Raw genomic sequence first — 23,082 nt, 5'->3', positions numbered from 1 at the left:
AACATCCAACATCCAACATCCAACATCCCATCACTGATTAATCAAATTGATCAGCCCTGCCGCATTTCTAACATTGAGTTTTTTAAAAAGGTTGTGCCGGTGGACTTCCACTGTCCGGAGGGAGATAAAGAGGCGCTCGGAGATCTCTTTGGAGGTGAGGCCTTCTTTGATCATTTGCGCGATCTCGAGTTCGCGTCGGGTAAGTGAGTTGATATCGGGTTCGGCTTCTTCATTCTTGATCACATTGCCGATGATCTGTTCCTTGATATCGGCACTGATAAATGTATCGCCATTCTTCACCGATTCGATCGCGGTGATCATCTCGTCATAGGTTGATGTTTTGGAAACATATCCCCTGGCACCATTCTGTAAAATGTTTTTTACCATGGCGATATTCGTGTGCATAGAAACCGACAACACTTTTACAGCGGGCATGAGAGCCTTGATTTGTTTTAACAGCGGAACACCCGATAAACCGGGCATGCTGATATCGAGAAGAATGATATGGGGATAGAGATCTTTGATCTCGGCCAGGGCGGTTTCTCCATCAAAGGCTTTACCTACGATTTCGTAGCGAGGGTCTGCACTAAGCAGGGTGGTCCACATGTCGATCACCATCTTGTGGTCATCTACAAAGTATAATCTTGTCTTTCCCATACAGGTTTATTCTTACTTAGGATATTGAACCGAAAACCGGGTATAAGTGTTTACCCGTAAATAAAAAATTTATTCCGGCATTCATTTAAACGACTGAAACAGAATGATTATTTTATCGTCCTCATAAGAAATACCCTATCCTATATGCCTCTGGAACGCGAAACCTCACCCATGTCAGAATATAACGACTCCATCGATTTGAGCTACCTGCAAAGGATCGGGAAAAATGACCCCCGATTCATCCTTCAAATGCTACAGTCATTTGCGAGTACAAACCAATTGATCCGGGAAGGCCTATCATCGGCGCTAAAGGACCGGGACCATCAGGCTTTGGCGGAAGAATTGCACAAACTCGTTTTTGCCCTGGGTGTCATTGGAGCCAAGCATGCACTGACGCAGGTGCGTGGGCTGGAGGAAAGGGTAAAGAACAGAGAGATCGACCATCAGGAGCTGAAAAAGGCCTGTATCCAACTTGACCAGGCGCTCGAGCTGCTTTCGCAGGAAGCCCATACACGGAGCAATGAACTCAATGAACTAATCTAACTACGTAGTAACACTTAGTTTTTATCTAGTGTTTCCGGCTCATTTCCTATGGAATAAGGGATTAATCCTTGCTTTGGACGAATCCTTCTATTTTCTTTACACCCGCAATTTTATCCATCCCTGTTGAGATTCCCCATCTGATCCACTACCTTTTGAAATAACCGTTTTTTTATTCATTCAAAAAACGAGTTATGAAAAAGTTTTTACCCATGATTACGCTGCTCTTTGGCAGTTATCTCTCTTCTGCGCAGGGACTTGTCCTCAGCGAAAATTTTGGTGGTTATACCTCCGGCGATATCAATGGCCAGGGAGGTTGGACCGTAACCAGTACCACCAGCCAGGTACAAGTAGCCAATGTGGCGCCCTATCTGGCCTATCCCGGATATGTAAGCGGCACCCAGTATGTAAACATTTCTGCAACCAGTTCGCGCTATGCCCGCAAAAATTTTATCACCAATATACCGCTGAACGCAAGCGCGGTGGTGTACATGAGCTTTGTGGTGCGCATTGCCAGCACTCCCAATTCGAATGAGGAGAGGGTGGTGGTTTTAAAGGACGAAGCCGGTAATGATGTACTCCGCTTTTTTGTTGATCGTGGCGGCGCTACCAGCCGTGTGCGTTTTGGTATCGGTACAGGCAGCGAAGGAGCAGTATACACCCCTTCGGGTGCCTCCAATGAATATGCAGTAAACACCAACTATCTTATCGTTATCCGGTATGACATTGATGCATCGGCTACCAACCGCGATGATATCTATATGTGGGTCAACCCTTCACTGGCTTCAGAACCGACCACAGCCAGTGCCAATGTGTCCAATGCCAATGTGAATATTGATTATACGTTTGGCACAACCAATGACATTTCCCAACTGGAGATTCCCAAACGTACCAATACCCCAACTGGCTCACTGGATGCCTTTAAGATCGCCTATGGTTCGGGAAATGGAAGTACGGCTTTGAATGCCGCTGCTGCCTGGTCAGATCTTTCCCCCGCCGGTATTGCTTTGCCTGTAAGTTTTGGCGATATACGGGGAAGTATCAAAGGAAATACAGTGAAGATCGACTGGACCATTCTTACCGAAGTGAATGTGAAACATTATGCGGTGGAAAGAAGTGTGAATGGAAGAGATTTTGAGGAGATTGGTACAGTAGCAGCATTGAAAAAGGGAGCCTATTCGCTTACGGATATTTCTCCCGTACAAGGCGCCAATTACTATCGTATCCGCAACCTGGATATAGACGGAAGCAGCAGCATTAGCAATGTGGTTAAAGTAGTATTTGGTAAAAAGGTGGCTAGTTTGACCTTGTTCCCCAACCCTGTATCGGGTGACCATGTATCAGTTTTAACACCTGATCTGGCCAAAGGCATGTACACTATCCGTATGCTGGATCAGCAGGGTGCTCAGCTTTCGCGGACTACTTTGATTCATGACGGTGGTTCACTAAGTCAGACTATTCGTGTGCCTGAGGCAATAAAAGGGGGCATGTACACCCTGGAGATCAGCGACGGACTGGAGGTACGTATCTACAAACAATTCATCTTAGTAAGATAAGGTTTCATAGCTCCGGATATTCCTCATGACAAGCCATTCTGTTTGAACAAGCAGAGCATTGACCCCGCCGAAGGCGGGGTTTTTTGTTTTATGAAGTGAGTCAATTTCAGCCCGTTCGCCTTTTTCACAAAAATTTATACCATTCACCTGATTTTAGTCATACCATAGGTGAAAGGATGGGCCTATGTTTATAAGGTGAAGAGGTTTGTAACCATACTTTTATTGGGACTTTTGATTTCCTTACAAACACCTGTCGGGCAATTTTTTAAAATTCCCCTGCTCATCGAGCATTTCTTAAAGCATAATGAAGCAAATGGCCTTTCATTTATGGGATTCCTGGCAGAACATTACGCTTCCGGGCATATGGATGCAGATCTGGATGAGGATGAGCAATTGCCCTTCAAACAGATTATATTATTTAGCATTGGATTTGCCCTTGTAAGCCCGGTAATTCAATCCGGGTTTTCCGTGATTTTACTAAAGCCAGAAAAGATCATTTTCCACAAGAACTATAATCCACGCAGGCATCTGGCCGGTATTTTCCATCCTCCACGCGGCTACTCTTTCTAGTTTTTGGGCCATTTATTCCATTTAATTTTTTAAAAAATATTTTATGTCTAGTGTACAATTGCACCTGGCGTTGACCCATGTGCCTGTAATTTTATCATTCATTGCCTTTATTATATTGCTTGTTTCTTTTTTTATTAAGAATGAAACAGTGGCAAAGGTTTCCTACTATTTGTTAGTGTTTGCTAGTATAACAGCGATCCCTGTCTTTCTTACCGGAGAAGGTGCGGAGGAAGCGGTGGAAAACCTGCCCGGTGTGTCTGAAGCCATAATTGAAAAGCACGAAGGGCTGGCCAAATTTGCCTTGATCGCGATCTCTGCTTCGGGTTTGGTGTCCCTGGTCGTATTGTTCTTAAGCAAACCACAGGCTCTCGTTCGGCTCGGGAAGATCGTCATTTTATTATTGGCCATTGCCTCTTCCGCATTGATGCTGCAGACTGCTCATTTGGGAGGGCAGATAAGGCATACCGAAATCCGTTCAGCAGCCGTTGGGCAGAATGGTGAGGGTAATACAGAAAATGGCGGGGCGAAAGAGTCAGGCAACGAAGACGATGATGATTGAATTAATGAAAGGGAAGTTTCCCCAGCGGGCGTCTTATTACCTGACGCCCGCTGTGGGAAACTGACCTATCTGAGCGCGATACCGGACGGGTATGCATCTGTTACTCCACTGGTGATCTCAGTGGGTGTTCCGTTTTTGTACACTTTGACCCGGGGGCCTGAACTGAGGTTGCCCGCGACTGCCACATAGATATTTTCTCCGCAAACCGCTATGGCCTTTGCATCGCCATAGGAGGTTGGTTCCAACACATAAGCAACTCCATTTTTCCAAAACTTAGGTCTTTTCATACCGCTAAGCATGCTTTCATCATTTCCGGCCACATAAACATCACCTTTGTAAACCGTGATGCTATTGGGGCGATCGCGAAGGTTGGCTTCCCCAGCATAAGTCGTTTCCACGCCATTGATCCATACCTTCACGCGTTCACCTGTAGACAGCATCTCATACCCTACGACATAGATATCTGTTCCAGACACGGCAATGCCGACCGCATAGCAGTTATTGCTGGAATTACTGAGTGAGGTGGGCACTCCGTTTCTCCATAAACGTGCCACCGAACGACCGCCGATATCCTCACTACCACAAACATACTGGTCAGCGCCAACCATGACAATTCCCATGGCATTGGCATCGGAGGCTGATCCAGAGGTAAGATTGGTGCCGGATGAGTTTAACCAGGTACGTGCCAGACTCCAGCCTGATGTACCATAGGCAAAGCCGGCCGCATAGATATTACTTCCATTCAGCCATACCCCACGGATCTGACCTCCCTGGCCGAGGTGTGGCAGTGAACTGGAAACACCATTCAACCATACCCTGGGTTCAGATGAAGTGGATGTTTCTTCAATGCCTCCTACCACCACATCGGTGGTGGTAACGAAGACAGAGGTCGCCTCTCCTCCGTTTGCTCCAATGGGAAGCGATGTAGCGGTGCCGTTGATCCAGAGTTTTGGCCGGCTAATATTATCAGTTCCTTTTTCCCTGCCCACAATATAAATGTCGGGCGAATAGGTAAAGTGGTCGCCGGTATCCTTCCCGTGCGAAGTGGTGACGACCACAGCACCCCCTCCGGTGGAGAGGAGCTGCGGGACGGTAACGGTGAGTTGGCTGTCGGTAGCTGCTGTAACGGGTACGGTGATTCCGCCAATGCTCACCGTGTTACTTGAGGCTGTAGAACTAAAATGGGTACCGGTTATCGTGAGACTTGTATTGTATCCACCGCTGCTTGGACTGATACCCGTAATAACCGGGGTAAGGTCTGGCGGCGGCGGAGGAGGTGGAAGCGGTTCCGATTTATCCTTTTTACAGGAAAGAAGTACAGAGAGCGATAGTCCCATCAGGACGAGGATTCTTGTCTTTTTCATTTTAATTGGATTTTAGTCCCGTAAAATGAATAAAAACAATTGAACATTTTCTGGCAGTTTCAGAACTGCCTTTTATGGTTTCATAAGTGATGAGAAAATCAATAAAACTGTCAACGTTTTTCCAGCAGGTGAAGTACCATATCTTTTTTCCGCTGTGAGACCGGGATAGATTTACCGCCTTCCAGCAGGAGCATGCCGCTATCCGCTTTGCGGTCATAGAGTTTGATCTTATTGGGATTGACCAAACAGGAGTGGTGTGTGCGAAAAAAGCCATAAGGGCTTAACAATTCCTCATAGGAACGGAGGTTACGGCTGACAAATATCGGTCCGCCATCGACCAGATGGAATTTGGTATAGGAGCCAGCCGCTTCGCAGTACAGTATATCACTAATCCTGACAAAATATGTTTTGTCAATATCTTTTAATACGATCTGTTTTTCGGCTTCCTTTTCATTTTTCAATTGCCGCATCAACACCTCCAATTGCTGCTGTAGGGTCTGTTGTGTTAATTGCTCGAGGGCCCGGTCAAGACTTTGTGATAATTCGAGCGGGTCAACTGGTTTTAGCAGGTAATCGAGCGCGCTGCACCGAAAGGCCTGGATCGCATACTGGTTATGCGCCGTAGTGAATATGAGTTGAAAGGAAGGGTGAGGTAATTTTTCCAGGAGATCAAAACCTGTTCCGTCATCCATTTCCACATCGAGCAGTACAATCGATGGATTCAGTGTCCGGACCATCTCCAACCCTGAAGCCACACCATCTGCTTCGGCGATCTGAAAACGTCCCTGGTTCCAGCTCTCCACCATCGTGCGCAAAACACCGCGTACTTCCGGCTCATTATCGATTAACAATAGATACATACTGGTCAGACGTTATTCTTGTACAATATAGGTAAATGTATAGTGACCATCACCCCCTGACCACCTGGATTATTGTCGATGCGGAACCCGGCCCGGGATTTCAGTTTGATATTTAATAGATAGATCCGGTCGCGAATGATCTGGCTGGCCCGGCTGATATGATCATTGGTTTCCCTGGGTTCGGATCCTATGCCTTTACCATTGTCGACAATCGAAATGATCAATTCCTTTTTATCCATACCAAAATGAATGGTGAGAACACCTTTATATCCGATCCCTGAAAATCCATGCTCAATACTGTTTTCTACAAAAGGTTGGAGGATCATGGATGGTATCAACAGGTCATCGATGGCCAGATCAGGGTCGGCCTCCAAGGCATAGGTGAACTTGCCTGGGAAGCGCATGGTCTGTACTTCGAGGTATTCCTGCAGAAAATCAAACTCCTGTTCGATCGTAACATATTCTTTATAGGTACTCTCCAAGGTTTCACGCATGATCTTGCTAAAGCGGGAGAGATTGGTCGCAAGTGCCTGCCCATCCTTTTCCTGTACCGCGAATTTCTGCATTGCACTCAGGGCATTGAAAAAGAAATGTGGATTCATCCGTGCCCGGTTCAGGCGTTGTTCGGTTTCAAGGATATCTTTTTTATGTTTCAGGGATTGTTGTCTCAGGTAAAACGCAATTGCAGTTGCAGCCAATAGCCCTGCTATTGCCAAAAGCAGGTAGAGCTGTCGTTTTTTGTCCAGGTCCTTGATCCTGTTCTCGTTTTGCGATTGATCATATTTTTTTTCCAGCTCTGTTATGATACGGATCTTTTCGGCATTTTGTATAGAGTCATTCAGGGTGGTAGCCTTTTTGTGATATTCATAGGCCGACTGATAATCTTCCTGTTCTTTGGCGATGGTGGCAGCTAAGGAATAGGTTTCGGACAATAGTGCCTGGTTCCCATTAACCAGTGCATACCTGATCGCGGAATCAATTTCCCTGCGGGCTGCGGAAATTTTCTTTTGTTCCAGCAAAATATCAGCCTTATCGAAAAAATATACCCGCATGTCTGCGGTTTGGGCCGGATCGAGATAGGCCTTACCGGAATCAAGGTAAGCAAGTGCTTTATCCAGGTTTCCCTTTTCCCATTCTACTCCCTGAAGGTTGTTATAGGCCAATGCCAATAAGCTGGTAAATCCTTCCTGATTAGAAATTGCGATCGTTAATTGACTGAACAAACCGGAAGAATCCAGGCTCCCCTGCGTATGGGTATCCTGGTAATGCCAGAGGTATCGTTTGGATAATTTGGCGAATAGATCCACCTGTTTTGCTGGTTCGGTGATGCGGGGTAATAGTCTTACCGCCCGACGGGTATACTCTATGCCCTTTACCGCCTGATTGGCATTGTTGAGCAGGTGGGCGATCATGGTGCAGGCATTTGCTTCTTCGTAGGGGTCATTGCCTTTTTCGGCCCATTGAAGCAGGATAAAACTGTATTCCTGTGCTTTGGCAAAATCACCCCGGGTAAAGTAGTCTGCGGCCTTTTTTTTGGCGGAGAGGATGCTGTCAACGATTGGGTTCCCGCCTCCCGTCTGGGTGATGGCCAGGAGAGGAAGAAGAGAAAGGGCCCCAAAAAGCAAGGCTTTTCGCATCAAGGGTGTAGTGGTTGATGCAATATACCAATAGATTTTAACAGGGGCCAGGACCGGAACGGTTAAACGGGGCTCCTTTCATAAGTGACCAGAACAAATTGACAACTGAATCGCCGGGATGGCGGAGGGGAGATAAATCAAACCCGCGACCGAATCCTTAAATTCGGGTACATAAACCAAAAACCATGCGTACGCTCTTTTACCTCCTTCTAGTTGTGCTGACGGCCTGTCAAACCAAAACACCCGGGGAGAGATCCTTATCCTCGTTGCGGTGGATCGACCTGACCTATACCTTTGACAGCACCACTCTTTATTGGCCCAATAACCTCAAGGGATTTCAGCACAGTACGGATGCAGAGGGCAAAACGGAGCTTGGTTATTTTTATTCCTCTTATTCGATTTGCACTCCCGAGCATGGAGGTACACATCTTGATGCGCCGGTTCATTTTGCCGAAGGGAAATTAACAGCCGACCAACTTCCTCTTACCAGTCTTACCGGAGATGCGGTAGTGATCGATGTAAGCTCCAATGCCCAGGCCAACCGTGACTACCTGATTTCCATTTCCGATATTGAAGCGTGGGAGAAAGAGCAAGGAGTACTGCCCGATAATACAATCGTGCTATTCAAGACAGGTTACGGGAAATTTTATCCCGACCGGGGAAAATATTTTGGTTCTCCGAAGATGGGATTGGAAGCAATTCCTGAATTGCATTTCCCAGGTATTGATCCGGTTGCGGCCCAATGGCTGGTGGATAAACGCAAGGTAAAGGCAGTGGGCCTTGATACACCCAGTATTGATTTCGGGCAGTCGAAGGATTTTAAAGCACATCAGGTGTTGATGGGAGCAAACAGACCCGCTTTTGAAAATGTGGCCAACCTCGATCAGTTACCTGCCAAAGGAATATATGTAGTGGCTTTGCCCATGAAGATCGGAAAAGGCAGCGGCGGTCCGTTAAGGATCATTGCGGGAGTGGAGTGAAAAATGAGATAATTAAGGCAGCGATCAATTATAAACTAAACGCCGGCTAAGTAAAATCACTTAGCCGGCGTTTAGTTTTATTAAAAATAACCGGAAGAACTTTCAAACGGAAGATTCATAAAAAAATTTTTAACAAAAAAATTTTTTTATGAATTTATCAATCCTAATTTAGTTTCTGATACCCAAAACTAACTTACCTTATGCTGTTGAAACCTCGATCTTATTTGAGAATTCTGCTATTCTCTTTATTTCCCCTTTCATTGCATGCTCAATCTGTTTCTCCCTCTGATTCCACAATTCAAATTGAATACCCGTCCGGGAAAAAGTTAGATAAACTGTCAAATCATTTTTCCCGGGCAGAGGCCGGTTTGATCTCCACGTCAGAGAAGTCGATCAAAAAACTAAAAAAATGGGAATCGAAAATTTACAAAAAGCTAAAGCGCAACGCGGGAAATAAAGGCCAGGAATTTGTTTGGGATTCCCTGGACTATAATTTATTATCGGAGGCAATAAATGGGAAGAATTCATTAGGGGCGCTACGCAAAAAGGCCGGAGAGTATTTTCCGAATCTGGATAGTGTTCAGACAAGTCTGGCTTTTCTTCATGGGGTAAATCCTTCCCCTGCAATTTCCAGTCTATTGAATCAATCTAAAGTGCTTACCGAACGATTGAAACTAATTACAGCGGTGCAGGAAAAGCTAAAACAACGCTTGGATTTCCTTAAAAATAAGTATAAGCTTTTCGGATTAGGGAAGGAGTTTTCGAAACTTCAAAAAGACTTGTATTACTATAATGCCCGCATTAAAGAGTTGAAGGCTCAATTGAATGACCCCAAACAATTACAAATTACGGCCTTTCGGTATTTGTCCAGGTTAAAGGGTTTTCAAAAATTTATGGAGGACAACTCCTATCTGGCTTCTGTGTTTGGAGGTAATTTGTTAAACCAACGTTTTAGCGGGTTGGGTGCCAGTTCCATTCCGGATCTTCCGGGGCTTCAAACCGTAGCTTCCGTTAACAATACTATTGGCCCTGCTATGTCCAGTGTCGATTTGTCGGGACGGGGTGTTTCAGGAGGAGATCCCTTAACCAACAGGTTGGCTGAAATTAGAAATGAACTTCAGAATATAAAGTCAACGTCAGGGGATTGGGATGATAAAGACGTTATGCCTGATTTCAAGCCCAATGAAATGAGGTCGAAGTCATTTTTTGACCGGCTGGAATGGGGTACCAATTTTCAATTCAGACGGAATAACTACCGTCTCCCTTCTATGTTGGATGTTGGATTGCAGGTAAGCTACCGCTTGCATCAGAATAGCAGTGTTGGCGTAGGGATGTCCTATAAATTAGGCTATGGTACTTTGCAGCGGGTTCAATTTAGTCACGAAGGGGTAGGCTTGCGCTCCTTTCTTGATTTTAAACTAAAGGGTAATATTTATATCAATGGGGGCTTTGAGTTCAATTACCTATCTGGGTTCAAAACCATTGAGGAATTAAAGAATTTTTCTGCCTGGCAGGGGAGTGCTTTAATCGGGCTAAGTAAAAAATACAAATTAGGTGGCAAGACCCGGGGCAACTTCCATGTACTATACGATTTTCTTCATAATCAGCATACCCCGCGCACATCACCTGTTTTGTTCCGTTTCGGATATCAATTCAAATAATTCCAACCACGCATAATTATGAAACCAAGATTAACTGAAATGCTTAAGGCGTTTCTTGCCTTGTCCTTTATCTTCCATTTGTTTTCGGTTCCTCTCTTTGCTCAACCTGCTAATTCAAGACGGGGAGCGAGCGAAGCTACTTTACCCTTTGTGGTTTTGCCATCTCCCAATAGCGCGACCTTAACCCGGTCCATTTCTGATAATGTAGATCTCTATACCGGGAAGCTGAATGTTTCGTTACCGCTTTACAGTTTGAAAAGCCGAAACATTGATGTGCCCATTTCTTTGGGTCATGTAGCTAATGCACATAAGGTAAATGATATTGGTAGCTGGGTAGGTTTAGGTTGGCAGTTGAATGCTGGTGGCGTTATCACGCGTGTGATGAAGAATCTTCCGGACGAACTTAATGGTACTATCAGTGCTGATTTTAATATCCCCGGTAAGGGGTTTCTCCACTTGCAAGCAGAGAATGTGGAGTTGGACCGATTCAATGATCCGGTTGTTCCTTTTGCTTTTTATTCTTATCCGGAAAAAATTGAGCGAATAAACCGGGGAAACTGGAATACCAAAGACAAAAACAATAAACCCGATAAGGGTTTTGATCTTCAGCCGGATGAGTTCTACTTCAATTTTGGAAACTACTCCGGAAAGTTTGTCTTTGACAAGTTTGGAAAGGTTGTTATGCTCAACGAGAACAATTTAACCGTCACTCCCACTATATCCGGGGGTAAAATTGTATCCTTTGTGGTGTTAACAGAAGATGGGTATAAATATGAATTTGGGAATTATGCGCTCAATGCGGTGGAGGAAACCAAGTTCAGAGTGCAGTCAAAGTCTATCTTATTCACCTACCGATATACAGGATGTTACTACTTGGATAATTACCAGGTGCCCAAATTGAACAACTCCAATGAAAACTACACTATACAATCCCCTAACTACATATACGAGGCTGTTCCGATTGTCATGTCTTATCTGAGCCCAGTGGGATGTGCCGTACCATCTGGATGTTCGAGTGAGCCTGGAAATCTAATGGATTTCTGGCAAGCGGCGAACAATACCAATTATGAGTATTGCACTTACTCCTCTTCCTGGTATTTGACAAAGATCACTTCTCCAACAAATGATGTGGTTAATTTTAACTATGTAGATAATGGGACATTGAACTATGTTTCCGATCGCTCCTTTACATCCAGCGACCCACTTCCCGGAACTCGTAATGTTCCGAATATGGGTACGGGCTGCAATTTTGGAGGCTATTTGCCAACCTCCTTTTTTACATCTCATGCACCACCCGTGAATAATATGCCGGTTCCCGCTGGTTACTATTTGCATTATCCCTCTTTTGGTGATTATACGATTTCGGCAACGACAATAGAGCTTAAATCTAAGAGGTTAAAAGAAATCACTACTTCGCAAGGTTACAAGGTTGAGTTTCTCGCGAATTCTTCCAGACCGGAGCTTCCAGGCGATAAGATGTTGGATCAGATCAAGGTGACCCTAAATGGCCAGTTGGTGAAGCAATACAATTTAACATATCAACAAGTCCAAAGCACTGAAGCCTTTGAAACGATCAATATTGGTTTCCGTTCACCCAGGTATAATTACACCCCCAATCAACAAGGGTATTTGGTGTTCAACCTGTCCTTCCATAACAATTCAAGACAAGAAACAGGAAGTTATATCGATAATAGTGTTCGGTACCGGCATTACCTTACGAGCATTGTTGAGATGGGAAGCGACTTTAAATCACTTCCTCCCTATCAATTTGAGTACTATAATCAGAATCTCTTAACCTTCCGCACCTCCGTAAATCAGGATGTTTTTGGGTATACCCGGAATTCCACTACTCCCTCAAACGCACCACCGGCTTTGGACAAGCTAATGGCAGGAGTGCTAAAGTCGGTCAAGTATCCAACCGGCGGTCTTAAAGAGTTTATTTATGGAATAAGTGGTAGTAGCACGGCCTGGAATGGACTCCGGGTGGATCAGGTTAAAGAGTATCCAACCATAGGAGGCACCCCTATTGTAAAGAACTATACCTATGGCAGTTTTGTCCAGACAGACTATCCAATTGTTTCGTACACGATGCCCGATTATGTGATCAGCTTTACACAGAACGGCTCTTCCACCTATTATTCGGTAGCGGACAAGCGGTTTAACTCCAATAGCCGCTTTAATCCGGAGACCCAAACTCGTGGAGCGGTGGGAGGATACAACTTTGTAGAGGTTTCACAACCTGGAAATGGAAAATACAGAGCTGAGTTTACAACGAATTCAAGCCCGAATAGTTCCGATTTTGGAAGCTCTGTCAAACTCGTATCCAATTTCAACGGGGGCTTTGAAAAGAACTTTTCCCAGATTGGCTATAATTATCCCTTTCCGCAGGCTACCAGTAATGATTGGAAAAGAGGTCTGCCCATTGCGGAGTATTTTATATCCGAACAGGGGAAGAATATCAAGTCCGTTCATTATTCCTATGATCAGGATTTGATGTATGCCGGAAATGGGTATTCCAGCGGATTGGCTGTTACCAAGTACAGAGTTGATTATGGAACCGGCTGGAATTGGATGATCTATTCAAAATATTTTCACAATCCCAGATGGCAATTATTGATTTCTAAAACGGAGCGAGACTATAAGCCGGATGGAATTTCCTATTTGGAGAATAGGATGGAAGTTTCTTATTCCAAAATCCTGCACAATTCCAGAGAGTATCTGTTCCAAACGGAATCAAAAATGACCTCCGATAGTAAGAATGAGCAGGTTGTGACAAAATTCCGGTACCCGCTGCAATATGCTACCACTATGGATGAATTTGGACAAGGGATTACCCAATTGAAAGGAAAAAACGTCCTAAGCCCGGTCGTAGAAAAGTACCAGTACATCCAAGATCAGGCAGGTAATAACAAACGTTATTTGGAAGGGGTGTTGAATAAATTTCATCCGGATAAACCATTGGTTAAGCAGTCCTATTATTTTCAACCATCCTCAACCCAGACCAGTTTTGTTGAATCAAATACTACCAATGGCTTTTTTGCATACGACCCTTCCTATAAATCTGAGTTGAATTTTAATCTGTATGACTCTTATGGCAACATACAGGAGCAATTGGAGCAGGGGAATATGAAGGAGGCCTATATATGGGATTATCAGAATTCCTTTCCGGTTGCTAAAGCCACCAATGCGGCACTTTCCGAAATCGCGTATACTAGTTTTGAAGCGGATGGAAAGGGGCAGTGGACCTACAACCAGGCCCATGTAAAGCAAAATGAAAAAGGAATAACGGGAAGGAAATATTTTGAGATTCCGCAAAACGACAAAATTATTTCCGGCACGATGAACACAACCAAAAAATTCAAGTTGACCTTTTGGGCAAAATATGGTGTACCAATGATCTACCGGTATATCGGAACCGGTATGTCTACTGAAACCATTACCCCTACAGAACTTTTGACGATTAATGGTTGGAAATATTATGAGGTTACACTGGAAAATACGGGCAAGGTTGAGTTATTCAAATACAGTTATCAGCCTACGGTGCTTGTGGATGAATTACGATTGTTTCCGGCAGATGCCCAAATGGTCACGTATACATTTGACCCATTGTATGGAATGACCTCCCAAACGGACCCCAACAACCGAACCGTCTACTACGAGTATGATAGTTTGCAACGACTGGTGATTGTGAGAGACCAGTTTGGAAACGTAGTCAAGACATATGAGTATAACTACAAAAATTAATTCAGCGAAAAAGACGATTATATGAAAGGCAAACTATTATCCCTTTTCCTGTTTTTTATTCTGGGAATGAGTTATTCTTCCTCTTCTCAGCAAGCCTACATTTATGGCCCTACAAACGTCAACCCGGGTGACCAGAGTTACTATACAGCGATGTTTGATTTTGGCCCTCATACGTATTCCTATATCACCTGGAATGTTCAAGGTGGAACCATTGTGGCCAAGAATGAGAACCCCACCTGGGGTATGATTTACTGTATCGTACAATGGGATTATCCGGGTATCGGATACCTTTCAATTTACGAAGACATGTATGGCCAGTATGGAGAATTGGCGGTGGAGGTGGGAGGTGCTCCTGTTTCTCCAGGGTACATCAGTGCCAATACTTATTTCTTTAATTATCTAAACCCAACGCCAACTATAACCCAAACGCCCGCTACGGATGGAAACTGTGGCGGAGTCTACGACTATTTTTGGGAGCATTCGCCTGATGGAGTCAATTGGAGCAATGTTGGATACGGGGAGAGCTACCCAACATCGGCGCCGGCATTTACAGAGAAAACCTTAGTTCGCCGCGGAGTGTATTGTGGCATGTCCGTGGCCTACACCAATGTACTGGAATTTAACTATCAATCACTTTCCTGGGAGAACCGGAATTTTATTAAAACAAATGACATCTGGTATCCTGGAAAACTGACCTTTAATCAGGCTGATAACCTTCCTATCGGGCAGAAGCAACAATCCACTATATTTTTCGACGGTATCAGCCGACCGGAACAGCAGGTGATGACGGGTATTTCGCCGTCTAATAAAGATTTAGTTGTTCCTATAGAGTATGATGCTCTTGGACGAGATGTAAAAAAGCATCTGGCCTACCAGGCAGCTTCTTCAGACGGAAAATTTAAACCCAATGCCATTGCGGATCAGCAGCTTTTTATGGCGACTAAGTATCCTGGGGAGAACAGCTTTTTTGCCGAGACCCGATTAGAAGCAAGCCCCTTGAACAGGTCGATCAAGAGTCTGGCACCGGGATTGAACTGGGGAGGAAGTGATGTAGGTATTCAAACCGGATACGATTTGAATGGTACGGCAGATGCGGTACGTATTTGGCGAATTGATAATTTTTCTAACACCGCCTTACCCATCTCAAATGCCGGAGATGTTTATCCGGCCAATACGCTTTACAAAATTATTACTACGGATGAGAGAGGTAAGTTGATTATTGAATACAAGGATAAGGAGGGAGAGATCATTCTTCGGAAACAACAGTTGGCGGAATCAGGCCCCGGACTTTCAGAGGATCATCTCGGCTGGTTATGTACTTATTATGTCTATAATGATTTTGGACAGCTACGGTACATGATTCAACCAAAGGCCGTGGAGAGCATGCGCCAATCCGGAAGCTGGGTATTATCCCAGGCAATGGCGGACGGACTTTGCTTTAAGTATGTTTATGATAGCCGAGGCCGTCTGATTGAGAAGAAAGACCCGGATGCAGCTGTGGAGTATATGGTGTATGATAGTCGTGATCGCCTGGTGTTTTCTCAACATGGTAATCAACGGGACGGGAGTACTAATTCATTTGGTTTTAATGAATGGAGTTTCTTCTTGTACGATGTACAGAACAGGCAGGTGGCTTCGGGAGTCATGTTGGATGATATGGATGAGTATACCCGCGGTAATTTGCAGTACCTGATAGATCTGCCTAGTATGCAAATGGGGGCTAAAACAGTCACCATTCAAACAGATATATCGGAAACATTAGAGGTTTTTAACCCGGCTCCAATCGTCAGTTGTGCGGGTTGTATTTTAATTGAGCATTATCAGGTCAAGATTAATGCTGTCAAGTATTACGACGTCAATACAGCGGCGGCTTATACGAATGTTAGTCTGCCCTATGCTTCGAATTTTGAGAATATTGATCCAGCCTCCCCCAGCCAACGAGTTCGTGGTATTCAGACAAAAACTAAGGTTAGGGTATTGGATGGTACCAATAAGTTCATCAATACCGTTACCGTTTTGGATGAAAAGGGCCGCGTTCTGCAAACCCTTTCGGCGAATACCTTAGGAGCAAGTACTTCGGTGACCAATCAGTATGATTTTGCTGGTAAGGTCCGGGGAACGGTATATAAAGAAAGCCGGCAGATTCTTGTGACACCAACTCCCATCCCGGTTTATGCTACAAAAGCGTATACCGTTGTTTCAAAATACGAATTTGATCACGCGGCCCGTCCAAAGCGGACGATCAAGAATGTGATTAATGAAGAAACCCCTAATCAGTCACTTCCCCCGGTAGTCATTACTACGGGTGAACGGGTTATTTCTGAACACACCTATGATGATTTAGGCCAGTTATTATCCAAAACTTTGGCTCCAGGCTATGCAGGTCCTAATGGCCCTTTCCTGGAGAAGCTGGACTATGAGTACAATATTCGGGGTTGGATGACAGGAATCAATAAGGAATATGCCATTGACCCCAACCGGACCGATCGGTTCTTTGGAATGGAACTGGGGTATGACAAGCCTGGCAATTCCGGATTTGGAAATCTGCTTCGGAATGGAAACGTGGCGGGGATGGCCTGGAAAACAGCAGGGGATAACATCCTTCGGAAGTTTGATTATCTCTATGATAATGCAAACCGAATTACTCAGGCCAATTTCGGCCAAAAAAATACGGGAACTAGTGCATGGACAAAAGATCTCTTTGACTTCTCCATGAATCTGGTTCAGTACGATTATAACGGAAACATCACCCGGCTCGAACAAAATGGCGTCAATTTTAATGGCATTGTGGCCATGGATCGGATGAGTTATGGGTATGATGCGAACAGTAACCGATTAAAATGGGTAACGGAAGATGCACCGGGGGTAGATCATAAATTGGGTGACTTCACTGACAAGAACCAAGGTGCCGGGGTGATTGATTATACCTACGATTTTAATGGAAATCTTACCGGTGACTTGAATAAGGGTATTCAAACGGTAACATATAACTACCTTAATTTACCTGAAATAATAACAGTACCGGAAAAAGGATCGATCCGTTACATCTATGATGCCAACGGAAGCCGTTTACAAAAAATTGTAACAGATATTACACTCGCTACCGGCCCGGTGACTAACACCACCACATATAGTGGGCCTTTGACCTACACTCCCGGGAATGATGTGTATGTTTCTATCGAGGATGGACGAATTCGCTATGTAAAAAGTCTTGCTACACAACTTCCCGTTGCTTTTACCATTGATTATTTTATTAAAGATCACTTGGGGAATGTACGCATGGTGTTGACAGAGGAGGAACAGGTAGATACATACCCCGTAGCTACCATGGAAACGGCAACTACCGCCCTTGAAGACAAGTATTACCGGATTAGTAACAGAACAGACAAGCCCATTGAGTTACAGGGAAATACTCAGTATGACCAACGATATGGTCAAAAAATGAGCAAGCTTTCTACCCAGGGAACTGATAACCGGGTAGGTCCCTCAATCCTTCTGAAGGTAATGGCCGGTGATCTGGTACAAGCCAAAACGGATTATTATTACCGGGATAATGGTACCCAGGTAAACTCAACCAGTGTATTGACCGATCTTGTTAATAACCTGATCAACCACCTCAATGCAGGCAATGCGGGCGTAACGGCTAAAGCCCAGTCGGGTATCATTGGAAGCGCTGTCCAGGGTAATCCGGTTACCGGAAGTCTGGTGACACAACAGAACAGCGATTATGTTTCTACCCGACCCAAGGCATTCATCAATTATATAGTTTTTGACGAAGGGTTTAACCCCATCAGTAAAGGAGTCAAACAGGTTCAGGCCAACGGGCCCCTGCAGGCGCCATTGGTATTGAACGATGTTAACATTACGAAGAATGGCTGGATTTATGTGTTCGTCAATAATGAAAGCCAGCAACCAGTCTATTTTGATAACTTCCAAATTGTACATAACAGGGGTCATATTCTTGAGGAGAATCACTATTCTCCCTTCGGTCTCACTCTAAAAGCCATTTCTCCAAGAGCCCTGAGTGTGAACCCGGTCAATTTCCACAAGTTCAGCGACAAAGAGTTTCAGAGTGAAGAATTTTCGGATGGTACCAGTTTGGATGAGTATGATTTTGGAGCCAGACAATACAACCCCCAGATCGGGCGCTGGAATAGTATTGATCCTAAAGCAGATGAATTTCCCAATTCCTCGCCGTACGCCTATGCAGCCAATAATCCCACCCTGCTGGTTGACAAAGACGGCAAATTTGTACACCTGATATTGAAATATGGAATCAATGTAGGGATCAATATTGGTATCCAAATGATCACGGCTTACATGTTTGACCCCAATGTAAAGTCCTGGGGAGATGCATGGGATAAGGCCAGTGTTTGGGATGCTTTATGGGAAAGTGCCAGTGATATGATCGGAAACAGAGCGCTTCGAATGGCCGGAGATGGTATTATGGGCATGTTCCATTACATGGATGATGTGGGTTTTAGAAATATCACTGGGACTGGATTAATGAAGGCTGGTTTCATGGGAATTTTAGAACCGCTGGTGTATAAATATATTGGGAAGTATGGTGCGGTGGCTGTAGAGAAGGGCTTAAAAAAGATGGGCATTGATCAAAACAGCATCAATCGGTTATTGGGTCGAAAAGCACCCCAGCCAAAACCAAAAATTGACATGAAGGCTGGAAAGACGTTCTCAATGTCAAAAGCGGATAAAAATAAATATAGCCCCAATAGCTACAGAGACAATTTGAAAACACTTACTGGCGTCGATCCAGGTTCCAAAGTCGAGGCACATCATATTTTCCCTAAGGCGGACGAGTTTAAGAACTTTTTTGATAGGGTTGGCATTGATGTCAATGATCCAATACATATGCAGTGGTGGGATAGGGCTGGACATAACCCCAATGCACAAAAATACAATGCTGAATGGAGGGCGTTTATGCGATTAAATCCAAACGCGGATAAAAATGCGGTACTTCAATTTGGACGTGATATAATGAGTAAGTATGGTTTGAATGTATTTTTTTAATTTTGGGTATGACTTTTTTTCAAATAGCGGCTTCTAGCAAGAAAAGCCCTGTGAGTTTAGCAGCACTGACTCCTTACGATGAACAATTATTGGCAAAGGGAGCTTTTAAGCTCCCGGAGCCATTCATGGTAAAGGTGGTCAAGGGAACCAAGTTTTACGACCTGCTTGGCTTGTCTGATCCATTCAATATGGTGATATCAGGAAGGTTCCTCGATGTCATTGCCAGCCATGGGTTGACAGGCTGGGAAACCTATCCCCTGGAGATCGAAAATTCGAAAGAGGAATACCATGGTTTTATCATTAAAGGACGATCGGGCCCCCTTCAACGTCCACCCCGACCTGGGTTTCTTACCGGTATGCGGTTTGATGTTTCAAGTTGGGATGGGTCAGACTTCTTTTATCCTCAAGATACATTCCAACCCATGGTGAGCGAAAAGGCAAAGGAAGTATTGACAAAAGCAAAACTGACTAATATCGTTTTGGTAGATGCAGAAACCGTTGAATGGTATTCTTCCTAATAGGATTACCTCAATAATGAAGATTGTATTTCTTTTAACAAGTCGCGGTTGAGTAAAAAGAAACCCGGCGGGTTCTAAACGACATCCACACCGGGCACTTGTCAAAAACAGACTTTAAATCCTTTAGATAGGCCTTACTTTTCCGCTGCCACTGATTTGGGTAATAACCTGGGGTGTTCCGGAGTAAAACACAGAACCACTGCCACTTATATGGGCATCCAGGGTTTGAGACACTTTTAACCGGATATCGCCACTGCCGCTGATATGGGTATCGGCTGTAGTTGCCTGAACACCAACAAAACTCATGGTGCCACTGCCGCTGATCTGTAATTCTTCATGACCCACCGTACCTGCGAAAATATTCATATCGCCACTACCACTGATACGGGCATCCAGGATGCCAGCCACCTGAGTTTCCTGTAGGCTGATATTCCCACTGCCGCTTACCTGTAAGGTCAGGTTATTGCTGATATTGTTACCCAACAGGTCCATATTTCCAGAACCACTGAGTTTGAGATAATCGGCATAGGGCATGGTAATGTCAACCTTTACTTGCTGGCTGTTTTTTACATAAACGCCATGTTCATAATCAATATTCAATACCCCGCCATTCACTTCTGTCTCCAGAACATTCAGGATGTTTTGCTGGGCACTTACTTCCACTTTCAATGTGGCCCCGATCCGGATATTTACCTGACCACCAAAGGCAGCGGATACACCGGTAAAGTTGTTTACGGTTCTTGTTTCGGTCACTACAGGACCAGTACCTACTACTTTCTCACAAGAGGAAAAGCTAAGAAGGGCGAGAACGGCCACCAGGGCCACAAATGTCTTTTTCATTTTCAATTCTATTATTGTTGATCAATTTTTTTTATGGTTTTCCATGAGACGGATATCGAAATAGTTATGTTACATCGGTGTGACAGGCGGTTAAATTACCTGACCAGCGATCAGAATTCAATTTTATAGTTAAGGATCGGGATCATACCTGTTTGGTACAGATTCTTGATCTGATTTTCCTCCTTATCAAAATACTGGCTGAACAGGTTCAGGCGATTGGTGACATTCTGAATATCCAGCGATAAGGTAGTTGTATGTTTTCTCCGGTTCCACTTCATACTGATCCGCAGGTCAGTCCGGAAATAAGCCGGGTTTTGCTGGCTGTAGGCTTGTTTTTCTTTGTACACCGTATAGCCAGCTTGCTGTGAAGCAGCCAGATCAATGGGCGTGGTGCGTAATCCACCCGCTACAATGGTTTTAAGATTTATTCCCAATGTCTTTTGCTTTCGTTCATTGTAAAAATCTTTTCCGGTGATCAGGGTAGTAATGTAGTTTCCATTGAAACGGGTATTTCGTTCTACTCCATCCAATGCCGTGTATTTGGATTGGTACAATGAATTACTCAGCGTGAGGTAAAAATTGTTATGGAGATACCGTTCAATCGAGATCTCTATCCCATAGTTCCGCCCCTTACCTTCGTTCACCATCGGGTCTGTCACATATTCATATTCCACATTCAGCGAAGAAAGGGTACTGCTATCATGTGCGGCCACGGGTACATCGAATAATTGTTGATAGTACAATTCTGTTTTTATTTGGAGTTTGGCCGCCGGACGAAAACCATAGGATAACACATAGTGATGGGCCTTGGTGAAACCTAAGTTTTTATTTGGCATGTCAACCCCTCCTGCACCTAATGTACGCTCAGCGAAATACACATTTAGTGTCTGTATCTGGCTGTGTAGACCATAGGCAAGCGCCAGACTGTTTTTATTGTTGATATTCCATTTGGCGGAGAGCCTGGGTTCTACGGCCTCACTTCCGTTGTGTGCCAAATGGAGGTAATGCAATCCGGCCTGTAAGCTCAGGTCATTTGACCATTTGTATTGCCATTGCAGAAAGGCTTGTTGGGTGGAGGTTTGCCCTTTGCTGTTGAGTAGAACTTCCAGTGGCTCATCATCATGTGCCGATGATAAACGGTAGAATTGATAGTTAATCTGTTTATTGATAAACCCTGCCCGCAAGAGTAGCCTGTTGCTGAATTTATAGTCCAGTTTAGTATTAAACAGGATATTTTTTGTGGTCATTTTTTCAAAGTAGGTCTTACGCAATGTCAGATCATCTTCTGTAAAATCTTCATCATAGCTGATGCGGGTACCGGAAACACCAACGGCTGAGTTGATCTTTAGGTTTTTCCCTACCAGTAAGGAGTGAGTGATACCAGCCATACCGGTATTGGAGACAAAGTCGGCCAGGTAGCGGTCACGACGCGTTTCCCATTTGGAAGAGTCCTTTCCGGGATCATAGTACTGGTCACTCAATCCGCCAAAACCAAAGACGCTAAAGTTTCCGGCTTTTTTGGTGGGGAGATAGATATTAAAGGACAGGTCCTGGAAGTTCGTCACATTGTCATCGGGTAACACACCTACTTTGTTGAGCAGGGTCAGCGTTGAATACCGGTAGTTGATGAGATAGGAACCTTTGTATTTTTTGGAGAAAGGTCCTTCCATCGCTGCATTCAAACCCAGTACTCCAGCCTGTAAGGAGTATTCTCTTTTCTCATCATTGCCCTTGCGCAATTTTATGTCAAATACCCCACTCAGGGCATTTCCATATTCAGCAGCAAATGCACCTGTAATGAAATCGGAATTGGACAGGAGTTGCGAACTCAGGATGGAGATACCACCCCCGCTTAACCCGGGCTGGCTAAAATGGTTGGGGGATGGAATATCCATGCCTTCCATTCTCCACAGGAGGCCTGTAGGTGAATTACCCCGGATGATGATATTGTTATTGCCGTCGTCATTCGCCATTACACCAGGAAAGGCGGTAGCCATGCGCAAGGGATCATTTACCGCGGCGGCATATCGTTGTGTTTCTTCCACCGTAAAGGCCCGGGCACTCACCACACTCATATCATTCAGGGGCCGGTTCTTTTTGCCATTGGCTTTTACGATCACCTCCTCCATGCTCTTGACCTCGGCTTCCAGTGTGATGGTCAGAATGGTTTCTTTTCCTGAGTTGACAGTGATATTGTCTAAAACGATTTCTTTAAAACCAGCATAAGTGATCCGAAGAGTGTAATTCCCCGGGGCCAGGTCCTTGAAACGAAAGTTCCCAGAGGCATCACTGGTAGTATGTTGCTGTTCATTCAGGGAAATGGTGGCGCCGGAAAGCGGCTCTTTCAGGGCCTGATCGGTAACAGTGCCTCTAAGCTGCTGAAGCTGTTGTGCCTGTACGGTAATGGATAAGGCCAGGATAAGGGGCAAAATCAAAAATTTCATGTCGATTGCAATTGGTTATTTGCGGATATAACAACCAGGTGGGGGGATACCCCTATGCGTTAACAAGAAATTAAGAAACGAGAGAGGTGAAACGTGAGACGTGAGGCGTGAGTAGGGATCTCAC

Annotated in this window: 15 protein-coding genes; 9 read left to right on the top strand and 6 right to left on the bottom strand. The window is 44.6% G+C overall.

Annotated features, from left to right (window positions below; genetic code table 11):
• Positions 1–30: 30 nt before the first annotated feature.
• Positions 31–657 carry a response regulator transcription factor gene (locus J0M30_01875; GenBank protein MBN8666220.1) on the bottom strand — a complete coding sequence of 209 codons (627 nt, stop codon included), beginning with the start codon at positions 655–657 and terminating at the stop codon, positions 31–33.
• Between the two features lie 171 nt (positions 658–828).
• Between J0M30_01875 and J0M30_01870 the strand changes: the two genes are divergently transcribed.
• The 4 genes from J0M30_01870 (at position 829) to J0M30_01855 (ending at position 3,882) form a co-directional block, all read left to right on the top strand.
• On the top strand, positions 829–1,200 hold the full coding sequence (locus J0M30_01870) for an Hpt domain-containing protein (GenBank protein ID MBN8666219.1): 372 nt from the start codon (positions 829–831) through the stop codon (positions 1,198–1,200).
• Positions 1,201–1,391: 191 nt separating this feature from the next.
• The gene (locus tag J0M30_01865) at positions 1,392–2,753 is read left to right on the top strand and encodes a hypothetical protein (protein MBN8666218.1); all 1,362 of its coding nucleotides are present in this window, start codon (positions 1,392–1,394) and stop codon (positions 2,751–2,753) included.
• Positions 2,754–2,948: 195 nt separating this feature from the next.
• Entirely contained in the window at positions 2,949–3,323 is a 375-nt protein-coding gene (locus J0M30_01860; GenBank protein ID MBN8666217.1) for a hypothetical protein, read from the top strand.
• A gap of 43 nt (positions 3,324–3,366) precedes the next feature.
• Positions 3,367–3,882 (top strand): hypothetical protein, encoded by a 516-nt coding sequence (locus tag J0M30_01855; GenBank protein ID MBN8666216.1) that lies wholly within the window; start codon positions 3,367–3,369, stop codon positions 3,880–3,882.
• Positions 3,883–3,947: 65 nt separating this feature from the next.
• Here the strand turns inward: J0M30_01855 and J0M30_01850 are convergent, their stop codons facing one another.
• The 3 genes from J0M30_01850 to J0M30_01840 all read right to left on the bottom strand — a co-directional run bounded on the left by J0M30_01850 (position 3,948) and on the right by J0M30_01840 (position 7,743).
• On the bottom strand, positions 3,948–5,246 hold the full coding sequence (locus J0M30_01850) for an IPT/TIG domain-containing protein (GenBank protein MBN8666215.1): 1,299 nt from the start codon (positions 5,244–5,246) through the stop codon (positions 3,948–3,950).
• A gap of 110 nt (positions 5,247–5,356) precedes the next feature.
• A complete protein-coding gene (locus J0M30_01845) occupies positions 5,357–6,106 on the bottom strand; it encodes a response regulator transcription factor (protein MBN8666214.1) in 750 nt (249 codons plus the stop codon).
• Between the two features lie 5 nt (positions 6,107–6,111).
• Positions 6,112–7,743 (bottom strand): histidine kinase, encoded by a 1,632-nt coding sequence (locus J0M30_01840; GenBank protein ID MBN8666213.1) that lies wholly within the window; start codon positions 7,741–7,743, stop codon positions 6,112–6,114.
• Positions 7,744–7,928: 185 nt separating this feature from the next.
• Between J0M30_01840 and J0M30_01835 the strand changes: the two genes are divergently transcribed.
• The 5 genes from J0M30_01835 (at position 7,929) to J0M30_01815 (ending at position 19,674) form a co-directional block, all read left to right on the top strand.
• Positions 7,929–8,723 (top strand): cyclase family protein, encoded by a 795-nt coding sequence (locus J0M30_01835; GenBank protein MBN8666212.1) that lies wholly within the window; start codon positions 7,929–7,931, stop codon positions 8,721–8,723.
• A 224-nt stretch (positions 8,724–8,947) separates the two neighbouring features.
• On the top strand, positions 8,948–10,384 hold the full coding sequence (locus J0M30_01830) for a hypothetical protein (protein ID MBN8666211.1): 1,437 nt from the start codon (positions 8,948–8,950) through the stop codon (positions 10,382–10,384).
• Positions 10,385–10,402: 18 nt separating this feature from the next.
• Positions 10,403–14,128 carry a hypothetical protein gene (locus J0M30_01825; protein ID MBN8666210.1) on the top strand — a complete coding sequence of 1,242 codons (3,726 nt, stop codon included), beginning with the start codon at positions 10,403–10,405 and terminating at the stop codon, positions 14,126–14,128.
• Between the two features lie 21 nt (positions 14,129–14,149).
• Positions 14,150–19,156, top strand: coding sequence for a DUF2380 domain-containing protein (locus tag J0M30_01820; GenBank protein MBN8666209.1), 5,007 nt, complete (start codon positions 14,150–14,152; stop codon positions 19,154–19,156).
• 50 nt (positions 19,157–19,206) lie between these two features.
• Positions 19,207–19,674: a hypothetical protein gene (locus J0M30_01815; protein MBN8666208.1), complete on the top strand. Its 468-nt coding sequence runs from the start codon at positions 19,207–19,209 to the stop codon at positions 19,672–19,674.
• A gap of 123 nt (positions 19,675–19,797) precedes the next feature.
• Here the strand turns inward: J0M30_01815 and J0M30_01810 are convergent, their stop codons facing one another.
• Both J0M30_01810 and J0M30_01805 read right to left on the bottom strand, forming a co-directional pair.
• Positions 19,798–20,514 carry a DUF2807 domain-containing protein gene (locus J0M30_01810; GenBank protein MBN8666207.1) on the bottom strand — a complete coding sequence of 239 codons (717 nt, stop codon included), beginning with the start codon at positions 20,512–20,514 and terminating at the stop codon, positions 19,798–19,800.
• A gap of 110 nt (positions 20,515–20,624) precedes the next feature.
• Positions 20,625–22,958 carry a TonB-dependent receptor gene (locus tag J0M30_01805; GenBank protein MBN8666206.1) on the bottom strand — a complete coding sequence of 778 codons (2,334 nt, stop codon included), beginning with the start codon at positions 22,956–22,958 and terminating at the stop codon, positions 20,625–20,627.
• Between the last annotated feature and the right edge of the window lie 124 nt (positions 22,959–23,082).

This window comes from Chitinophagales bacterium, assembly GCA_017303415.1.
Taxonomy (GTDB): domain Bacteria; phylum Bacteroidota; class Bacteroidia; order Chitinophagales; family Chitinophagaceae; genus SpSt-398.
Note: the sequence above shows the minus strand (reverse complement) of the source record. Positions and strands in the feature narration are given on the sequence as shown.